This is a genomic window from Nostoc sp. CHAB 5715, assembly GCF_020829685.1.
Lineage (GTDB): Bacteria > Cyanobacteriota > Cyanobacteriia > Cyanobacteriales > Nostocaceae > Nostoc.
In genome coordinates this window covers 1-9,255 of sequence record NZ_JAIVFR010000194.1, presented here as the reverse complement: position 1 = coordinate 9,255, position 9,255 = coordinate 1, and the positions used below count along the sequence as shown (strand labels likewise).

Sequence of the window (9,255 nt, the reverse complement as noted above, 5' to 3'; positions counted from 1 at the left end):
TTAAAAATGATTTTAAAAGCAATATCTCTGCCTGACTGCTTCAAGACTTGCAGATAAGCAACAGCATCATCACGTCGGCGGAATCTTTTCACAACAATATTTTCTTGATTGGGAATACCACGGACAATACACCACGGTTTTAATTGCTCAGAATAAGTCATATTCTACCCCTTAAAAATGCTGTAAAATAACCATGCTATGTGCTTTAAAATCGCCAAATTTTACCTTAAACGAGGAGGTATACTCAAAGACAGGTCAAATTGATATTGACAATTAGAATTATGTGTGTATTAGATTGATTGGAGAGATATATAGCATTACGACTAGAATGAAAGAAAGTGTAGTGAGTCTGAAAACCTTGCAGGGCAAAGTTTTTGTTTTAAAAACCTTTCAGTAATCAAACCGGATTGCTATATGTAGAATAGAAATGTTATTGAGATCAAGGCGAATGAGTCAGACATAGCAATTGCCAAAGTTGTTCGGGAACTTCTTCAAAATGTTCCAACAAAAAGTCCATGAATGCCAAATGTCGTAAATCATTAGGCTGAGGATAGCGTCTAAATTTACCTTGCTTAAACCAACCTCGGACTGTAGAATCAGAACGACAGCATATTAGGGCAATTTGTTCATAACTAACATCCCATTTGGCATAAAATTCTTCTGGTTTCATACCAAATTCCCAGTGACTGTAGAGTGAAATTAGATGAATTTCTCTTGCCCCTAAAATCCGGGGATTAGACATTAATACACCTCAAATATGTAAATATTGGAACTTATTTTTTACATCAGGTATTTGTCAGTCACAGAGTTTATAGACACACCAATAAAACCCGCTTAGTTGGGTTTTAAACTCTTGATTCACTCTCAATCTGCGTAAGCAGATATAGTTAAAATAGTTCCGTTATTTATAATCGCTAGAATACCGATTCAGGAACAGCCATAAATAGTGGATAGGGTGCAATACGGTTCATTCAGTTAAGCCTTTTTTCTCCCCCTGCTTCCCCTGCTCAAGAACAGCCCGCCCCAACAGATAAATGTTCTTAACTGAACGGTATTGGGATAGGGCGGGGATAGTGCTTCGAGTCAAAAACGAAACGCCTTCTAATCACATTTTTGCACGAGCTATACTGTGAGGAGGGCAGTTGAGTTTTTGACAAATCTTCTCAGAATAGCTTGACTGCAAATTCAACTTCAGTCTTACTCGGCAAGTTGGGGTAGTTCACCAGCTATTTGATGTTTTAATATCTATAACAACTGGAATAGGACTGAGAAACTTTTGGGCAGCAGCAACCATACAATTGTGTAATATATGGCTAACTTGGTCAGCTTCAGTCTCTGGACATTCCAGTACAATTTCATCATGTCTTACACAGATGAGTTTTGTTCTGAATTTAGCTAAGGTCGTTGAAAGTTTTACCATAGCTAATTTGTTGATGTCGGCATTTAAACCTTGTACTGGATGATTAAATAGCTCTGATAATCGGGGCTTGTTTACCCATCTCCGTCGTCTATTTGCTAGTGTACGACTTTCCTTAATGCCTTGAATGTATTTACGTTTGATGTTTTCATGCCACCTAGCTATTCCAGGATAAGCTTCAAAGAATCGTTGACTGAAAGCTTTTGCTTGTTCTAATGTCATTGCCACCCCATATTTTACTTGGGCGTAAATTTGGAGTTTGGCAGCGCCCATACCGAAAATCAATCCAAAGTTTATTGCTTTTGCTAGTCTGCGGTCTTCTTCAGTCACTTCATTGATATATTTTCCAGTTACTAGAGATGCTGTTAATCGATGTAAGTCAGCCCCCTGGCGATAGACTTGGCACATCTTTGTATCACCACTAAGCCGAGCCATAATTCGTAGTTCTATTTGGGAGTAATCGGCTTTGATAATTTTATAGCCAGGGGCAGCAATAAAGCAGCTACGAGCTGCTTCATCACGGGGAATATTTTGTAGAGGTGGTTTGCGGCAAGAAAATCTACCGGATTTTGCCCCTAATTGATAATAGTTGGGATGAATTCTCCCAGTTTTGGGGTGGATATGCTGGGGTAGTTTCTCGGTAAAAGTGCCGATAATTTTGGATAGACGGCGGTAAGAAAGCAATGCTTGAATTATGGGATACTGTGCAGCTAAAGAAACTAATTTACTTTGATTAGTTGAAGTCCTGCAAGTGTGAGAAATTGCCAGTCGAACTTGGCATTATGAGCAATTTTGACAGCAGAGTTACAAAGCAGTTTTTTGAGTAGTGGGCGATCGCTTTTGGGAATAGCTGGTAAATCAATTAGCACTACTGGATGGTTTGGTGCAGCTATTTGAATCAGTCTAATAGAATCAGTTAGAGGGTCAAGTCCTGTTGTTTCACAATCTATGGCTAAAATTTCTGCCTGAAACAGACCTTGGAGAGCATAATTAATAGTTGAAACATTGGAAACAAGAGTATATTCTGGGGTATAAATACTAATATTATTTGTATTTATTAAGTTCGTAGCCATAATGAATTAAATTTGAATTTTTCACCTAGAAGCGATAGCTTGTATATCTATAGCAGTCCTAAATCATTTGTGAAAATTCTATATCTCTTTCTTCTTTCTTCCCTTTGTGTCCTTGGCGTTCTTGGCGGTTCGTTTCCTTCTCTATATTTTTCACGACTCATTTAGGATTGCTATAGCAACTTCAAATTAGTTTTATACAAAGATTTGAAACCCTATTAAAGAGAGGTAATACTATCGATATTCCTCTCTTTATATGATTAACTGACTTTACGTTTACCTGTTTTTGCAATGTTAGAATGCTGAATATTCTCTCGAACAGATGTAAAAGCAGTAGGAGCCAATTCTCTAATAATGGGTGTGACAATTTCTGGTGCCAGTTCTAAACGATGCTTAATCTGTGCTTGCAACCAGGCTAAAGGAACACTTTTACTGTTGACTTTTTGTTTGATAATTAAGTCAGGATTGGATGTTGAAGCTTTTTTTATGGCAGTAGCAATTTTTCTGGCTGTACGTAAATCAATTTTGTCTACATCAATGCTAATAAAGTTGTCTGGTTGAGGTTCTGGTTTTGATGTAATATGGTTAGTTGATTGATTTTGATTTTTCAACTTGAGAGATTTCTTAATATCAATAGATTCCAGGTGTGATTTTTCAGATGTTGTGTTTTCGATGTTGACTGTAAATTTCTGCCACAGATGGACTATTCCCACAACGAAATCAACGACCATTACAATGGTATATAAGGCTGTAATTCCAATGATGAGATGAGTTAAAACTTCTTGAATTTGTTGAGTATTCATGATGACTAACTTGAAAATTTATGTTCATAATTCAAGAAGCGAACGCTTCCATTTAACAGAAAAATCCTCATCTGAAAATTTGAATAGACTGAGGATTTCTGGAAAATTCAGAACAAGCTAATTTGCACAGTTGAATTTGATGAAGGTTTAGGAGTTGGAGTGCTTTGGGTCGAGTCTAAGTTAGACTTGGTATTGACATGACGCTTACCCCATCCTTCTTGTGCTGCGTGTTTAACTATGCTGCGTCGAATTGACCTGCTAAGATAGTTGAATTCATTTTTTACCTGATTAAAATGAATGATACGATTATTGCTGGCATTGCTCGTATCACCATCACCTATAAATTCATAAAAACTCTTGCAACCCTTTGGTAATTTATCGTATTTGGTTAAAACTTCATTACCTACCCAAAGATAAAGGTCAGCGTAATCCCTATGTAAAGGTGCTTCGTAAGTTGCTGGCATCATGTAGGTAAGAACTTCTGTGGCTGTGCTGGAAACACCAACCTGATTCTGTTCATATTCAGTGAAGATAAGTTCCAATCGATCCTGAATACAAGCAAACTTTAACCATTGGGGAATCGTATCACTCCAAGGACTGCGATGAATTACCAATGGCCCTGCAAGGTAGCGAACATGGTGTAGGGAAAATTCAGCTATTTCCAAAAGACTTGCTAATAATTCTTTTGGTGTATTTAAACTTGCCAGAATTTGCAGCATTTTTCGGGTATTGTCTGGCAGTTTGGTACTATTACCATCACTGATTTCTGCCATTACTTCTGGTGAAATCAAATTCATTTGCTCCATTTTTTATCTCGATATGAGCGCATCACCAAAAATAGCCAATCGGCTAAAAAATTAATGTCCAATAGGTGAATGCTGATACTAGATAAATCTTTTTATGCTGGCATTGATACAGCTTTTTTAGGTAATGCCAATGAATAACGAACCTACAATTAACCAAAATCTTGATACTGACGACAGTAGTAATTGTCAGTCTGGCAGTGGCTATCAATCTGAAGGTTACGGTGTTGAGCAATCAAGTTCTGGAGATAGTAGTAATCCTTTGCAAGCAGACCAATTTAGGGATGGTTATCAAGAGAATATTTTTGAAATCAATCTTGGGGATACACCTTACACTGAATCGGCTGCTAATCCCAATCCTCAATTATCAGGATATGGCTCTGGCTCAGGTTACAAGTCTAAGAAAAGTCAACATTCAGCATCGCCAGAGCTAGAGTTATAAGTCATATTTCTACTGATAACTATACCCCACAAGTAACAAAAGAATGGTTTTCATTAAATAAATTACTTTGCTTACTTGGGTATAGTTGCTGTCATTTTTAAAACTGAAATTATGAAGATACCAAAAGCATGGATATCTCTTCTGGTTGTCATTGCTTGTATTATTTATAGTATCGCCGCACAAGCTACAATCAACACAATTGGTGATGGCAATTTACCGACTCGAATTGTAGAAGTTGCAAATCCTCAGTCTCGACTACCTGCTACTAAAGTTTTGCTGCCAGACTGGAGCCGCATTTCTCTGGCCCAGCTACCAGGTATCAGTCAATCCGGTGCAATTGATGGCAGTCCCTACAGTCAAACACTGGGTTATGACCTGAGTCGCACTTGGAATGTGGGTATGACTCCTGACCAATATTTGAAGTTAGGAGATATCAGTGAAGCATTACAGGCAGAGGAGTTTTCTTTGCAGGCGATCCAGGCGATCGCTCTGGGCACACAACCAGAGGCGAACACAGACATTAACAGTATAGATTTAAACAAAATTGCCTTGAGTGAATTTCCCCTGATTGGGGAGCAGACATTGAGCCATTTAGCTCAGGTTGTTCCAGAATTAGCTAAGACACAAGTAAACAATATTACACCTGTTGCAACCTTACTAAAATCTCACTTAATTGCCGCATCTAATTTAACACTAGCTCAGGTACTAACACAGTATGAAGTTGGGCAAATGAAGCTGGGAGAAATTGACTTGGCAGAGTTTTCTATTTCTTCAATTCCTAACTTAGATGCAGTACAGCTACAACAATTTACAGGTTGGATGAATAGCAATGTTTCGGATATTCCTGGTTTGGGACAAGTACCTTTAGGATTAATGCCTAATCCCATCACTGAAATTGGTAGCTTGGTAATGCGGATTGATGTAGTTTATGGGCCAACAGAAAACCGCCGTAACAATACGATTTCTGGTTCAGACGTGCAAGGGTTTTCTGTGCCTTGTACTGAAAAAGATTGTGCTTACTTAGAACTGGACGATTTGGAAAATGCAGGTCGTAGCGATCGCAGTAAGTTAGAAGGTAAACAGTGGATTTCCGGTAAATACCAAGAAGTCGAGGGCGGGCGGGGTATCCTGAAAGCAGTGAATAACGGTCGGGAACCAACAGGAAGGCTACCGTTTGGTAAAGCTTTTAAGGTGGTGGTAATGGAGCCAGATGAAACCACTGATACGGTAGATACGGCTTTGTTCTTTCGGTTTTGTGCTTGGCGAATGGGTTGTACACCTTATTTTATCGGGCCTGTTCCTTTTTTCAGCTACAAGGTTAACTCCCTAATATTTGTAGGCAATTTGAGTGAACAGAGGACAAATACCGCGTCTTTACCAACCGGAGCTACAAGAGAGCCGAAAGCTAAGACTACCAACGGTACTGGAGTAATAGAGAAGATTAATCCATGCACGTTTAGTAATGGTAGTCAGTCGATAACAGGTCAATCACTCTCTGGTATTGATTTGCGATCGCTCTCAAATGCAATTGCGGAGATTGAGAGTGCTGGTAGTGGGGATTACAAAGCAGTTGGTATACATACCTGTGCGGATGGGGGTTTAAATTGTGGTCGCGCTCTCGGTCGCTACCAGTTCATGAGTTATAACCCCTATGCAGTGCAGTTAATTGCTGCCAAGCCTGGAGGTCAAGAGTTACTGAGTCAAGTGGAGCAAGGGCATCAACCAACAGAGGCTGAACTATTTGAGTTTTTTCCTCCAGCTGACCAAGATAGGGCGTTTATGGCTGATATGGCTAACAAAATTCAAGTAACACAAGAGCAAATCGATCCGGCTACAGGACAGCCATTTACGGGCGAACGCCTAATTGAACGAGTAGCTCAAAAGCACTTTGGTGGTGATTACAGCAAAGTTGACGGAAATGGCTCAGATGCCCTCGGTCGCCTCAGCCTCAAAGATTACGGCAAAACCGCTTTAGCTAGTTATCGCAACGGTAATACCGATAATGGAACCCTGACCTGTTCTCCCAATGTAAATTCTAGCTACATCAGCACTGCTAAAAATACTGAAAATGGGAGGTAGAGTATGACAGATTTATCTAAAACCTCTATTACTTCACCCCATGAGATAAAAGAAATATTTGATACTGAGCTGCATTCAAAAATACACCTTGGGCAAACAGGGGAAGGAAAGGGAGTTTATTCTGACTCCGCCTCCCCTACTCAGTCTCAACCACTGAAGACAACTGCATATCAATTACCAGCACCGACTATGAGGGTACTACAGTCTTACAACAGTCGTGTTTATTCTTACCTTCGCCTTCTTTTACAGCTTTGAACTCGACTGACAGCACACCTAAGCTACGCCACCTATCGCTTTTGCCGCTAAATGGCACTTGGAAATAGTCAGCAAAGGTTTTCTCCAAAGAACGGTAAAACTCCTCACGCACTGACTTAAAACTCCAGAGAGCTACATTTTTAAAGCGGACAACGACAGGAGTAGTATGCAGGGGTTGATTATCCTCATCCAGAAACATCAGTGCATGTTCTGAACACACATCCATTGTTTTCTTGTCAAGGTTATGTTTGTATTCATCATAAAGCCCAACAAAAGAACCACCCAAGTCTTCAACGTCTGATTTATAACGGATATACTCTGGCACAAAAGCTAAAACTAGTAAACGTGCTTGAGTAATTAAAAGTCCAGTAACATCTTCAGTTAGGGTGACAATGGTTAGGTCGTTTTCATCAGGCATATTAAGCCAGCCAGCCTTTTCTAGCTGGTCTTCTGGAATTAGAAGTCCGGCGGGTTTGTCATTAACGACAATGCCGTAAGGCAGTAACGGTCGTCTAACTTGGTTATAACTGTCGCTGAGAAGTTCTGGGTCAATATCGTCAATATCAAGGTCTGACAATTGAGTGTTAGGAGCTTTAGATTTAGCTGCTTGAGTTTTGGTATTAGCTTTGGGATTAGAAGCAGCAGTTTTGGCAGTAGATTGATTGGAGCGATTAGAGTTGTTTGAAACCCTAGATTTAACCATTGGAGTACATAAATATGATTGCCCAACGCATGAGGCGTTAGCCTCAAAACTTATTTACCAATCGTTGTTTATGAGGCAATTACTCTCCACCACAGATTTAAATTACGCCATAAAATAAAGTATCTTGAATGCTAATTTACAGACTAGCGAAAATATAGATGAGGATGACAGGAGGTTAATCATGAAATTATCACCATTATATGTGTAGTGGGAGCAAGAGGCTCAAAAGCAAGGGCAACGTATGATTGTGGAAAATTTACTAACAGTTCGATTTGGTACGCTAGATGAACAATTAGCCACAATTATTCACCCTATTCTAGAGCTACCTTCACAAGAGTATGCTTCTTTACTGTTGCAGTTATCGAATCTCTCACGTGAGGATTTATTGGCCAGGTTTAACAGCAATCATTCATAAAGCTGTTATGTATCTGAAACTCCTCTAGAAATAGAGTTTCTAACACCTCTAAAAAAAATGTCCAAAAGGTCAATTCCCTAGCTTTCAATTGGTAGCTAAAATTTCTGCTAAATGCCTACTTAACTGCTATGAACATTTACCAGAAAAATCTACCACACAACCAGATCACTGCTAACTCGACATTAATTGAAGTGTCATCCTTTCAAACACCTCTGGCTAGCATTGACTTTGGCAAATTATTTCAACAGTATAACAATCCCCAAGGTTGGATGATGATAGGTGGAATGCTCTTCGTTTTACTGTTGTTGCAAATCAGTGGTACTGGTAAGGGAAAAATCACCACTGGTAAAGTCTCTGGTATCAGTGAGAAACTAGCAGCAACTAACCTAGCACTCAAGCAAATCAAGGAGCATAAACACAATAAAGTTACCCTATGGTCTGGTACTCCTCGCTATTGGGTAAAAGGCAAGTGGCGATCGCTAATTACTAATCTGCAAACAATGTTAGGTGCATCTCCTAGTGTTTGGTTTCCCAATGCCGAAAGGGGAACACTGGTAATAGGTGCGCCTGGGTCTGGTAAAACCTACTCAACCATAGACCGGATGTTAGAAAGTGCTATGCAGCAAGGTTTTCCGATTTTACTCTACGACAAGAAGGGCGACCAACTACGACTCCATGCACCCTTAGCAGCCCGTTATGGTTACAAAGTACGAGTATTTGCCCCCGGTGAACCCTTTAGCGGTGTGATTAATCCTTTAGATTATATGCGTGATGCACGCGATGGGGTAATGGCAGGAGAAATTGGACAAGTGATTAACCGCAATGCTTCCAGTGGTGGTAAAAGTGATGAGTTCTTTGCTAAAGCCGGGGACTTGTTAGCTAAAGCACTTTTACAGTTAGTCAAGGGTTCACCTTACCCAGATATGGCGATGCTGTATGCGGTGCTGCGGTTGCCAAAACTGGTGCAACGTCTTGACCATGCGGTACAGTCCAAAAGGTTGGATGAATGGGTGGCGACTTCGTTTATTCAATTTTTGAGTGCTAAGGATGCAGAGAAGACTATTTCTGGGATTTTGACCACAGCAGCAGGTACTTTCTCATCTTTCATCCAAGCTGATTTGCTGAGGGCATTTATAGGGAAATCGGACATTCCCACTAAGCTTGAAGGTAGAGAGATGGTCGTGTTCAAGCTAGATGATGAACGTCGTAGTGTGGTTGGGCCTCTTTTGGCGGCTGCAATGCACTTGATGATTGTTGGTAATTTGAGC

9 protein-coding genes are annotated in these 9,255 nt (G+C 40.0%); 3 read left to right on the top strand and 6 right to left on the bottom strand.

Features of this window, described 5'->3' with window-relative positions; genetic code table 11:
- Nucleotides 1-439: 439 nt before the first annotated feature.
- The 5 genes from LC574_RS12885 to LC574_RS12865 form a co-directional block, all read right to left on the bottom strand.
- Nucleotides 440-742, bottom strand: a complete 303-nt coding sequence (locus tag LC574_RS12885) for a hypothetical protein (RefSeq protein WP_069069453.1) — start codon at nt 740-742, stop codon at nt 440-442.
- A gap of 477 nt (nt 743-1,219) precedes the next feature.
- A complete protein-coding gene (locus LC574_RS12880) occupies nt 1,220-2,110 on the bottom strand; it encodes a DNA polymerase (RefSeq protein WP_368736685.1) in 891 nt (296 codons plus the stop codon).
- Nucleotides 2,111-2,136: 26 nt separating this feature from the next.
- Entirely contained in the window at nt 2,137-2,490 is a 354-nt protein-coding gene (locus LC574_RS12875; protein ID WP_229453888.1) for a hypothetical protein, read from the bottom strand.
- Between the two features lie 257 nt (nt 2,491-2,747).
- Nucleotides 2,748-3,290 carry a hypothetical protein gene (locus LC574_RS12870; protein ID WP_229453887.1) on the bottom strand — a complete coding sequence of 181 codons (543 nt, stop codon included), beginning with the start codon at nt 3,288-3,290 and terminating at the stop codon, nt 2,748-2,750.
- 107 nt (nt 3,291-3,397) lie between these two features.
- Nucleotides 3,398-4,096 (bottom strand): hypothetical protein, encoded by a 699-nt coding sequence (locus LC574_RS12865; RefSeq protein ID WP_229453886.1) that lies wholly within the window; start codon nt 4,094-4,096, stop codon nt 3,398-3,400.
- Nucleotides 4,097-4,226: 130 nt separating this feature from the next.
- On the opposite strand from LC574_RS12865, the gene LC574_RS12860 reads away from it, so the two are divergent.
- Both LC574_RS12860 and LC574_RS12855 read left to right on the top strand, forming a co-directional pair.
- Nucleotides 4,227-4,535 (top strand): hypothetical protein, encoded by a 309-nt coding sequence (locus LC574_RS12860; protein ID WP_229453885.1) that lies wholly within the window; start codon nt 4,227-4,229, stop codon nt 4,533-4,535.
- A 111-nt stretch (nt 4,536-4,646) separates the two neighbouring features.
- Nucleotides 4,647-6,614: a M23 family peptidase gene (locus LC574_RS12855; RefSeq protein WP_229453884.1), complete on the top strand. Its 1,968-nt coding sequence runs from the start codon at nt 4,647-4,649 to the stop codon at nt 6,612-6,614.
- Nucleotides 6,615-6,801: 187 nt separating this feature from the next.
- On the opposite strand, the gene LC574_RS12850 is transcribed toward LC574_RS12855, so the two are convergent.
- Nucleotides 6,802-7,572: a DUF5895 domain-containing protein gene (locus LC574_RS12850; RefSeq protein WP_229453883.1), complete on the bottom strand. Its 771-nt coding sequence runs from the start codon at nt 7,570-7,572 to the stop codon at nt 6,802-6,804.
- 543 nt (nt 7,573-8,115) lie between these two features.
- On the opposite strand from LC574_RS12850, the gene LC574_RS12845 reads away from it, so the two are divergent.
- Nucleotides 8,116-9,255, top strand: a 1,140-nt coding sequence (locus LC574_RS12845; protein WP_229453882.1) for a type IV secretory system conjugative DNA transfer family protein, incomplete at its 3' end; no start/stop codon positions are given.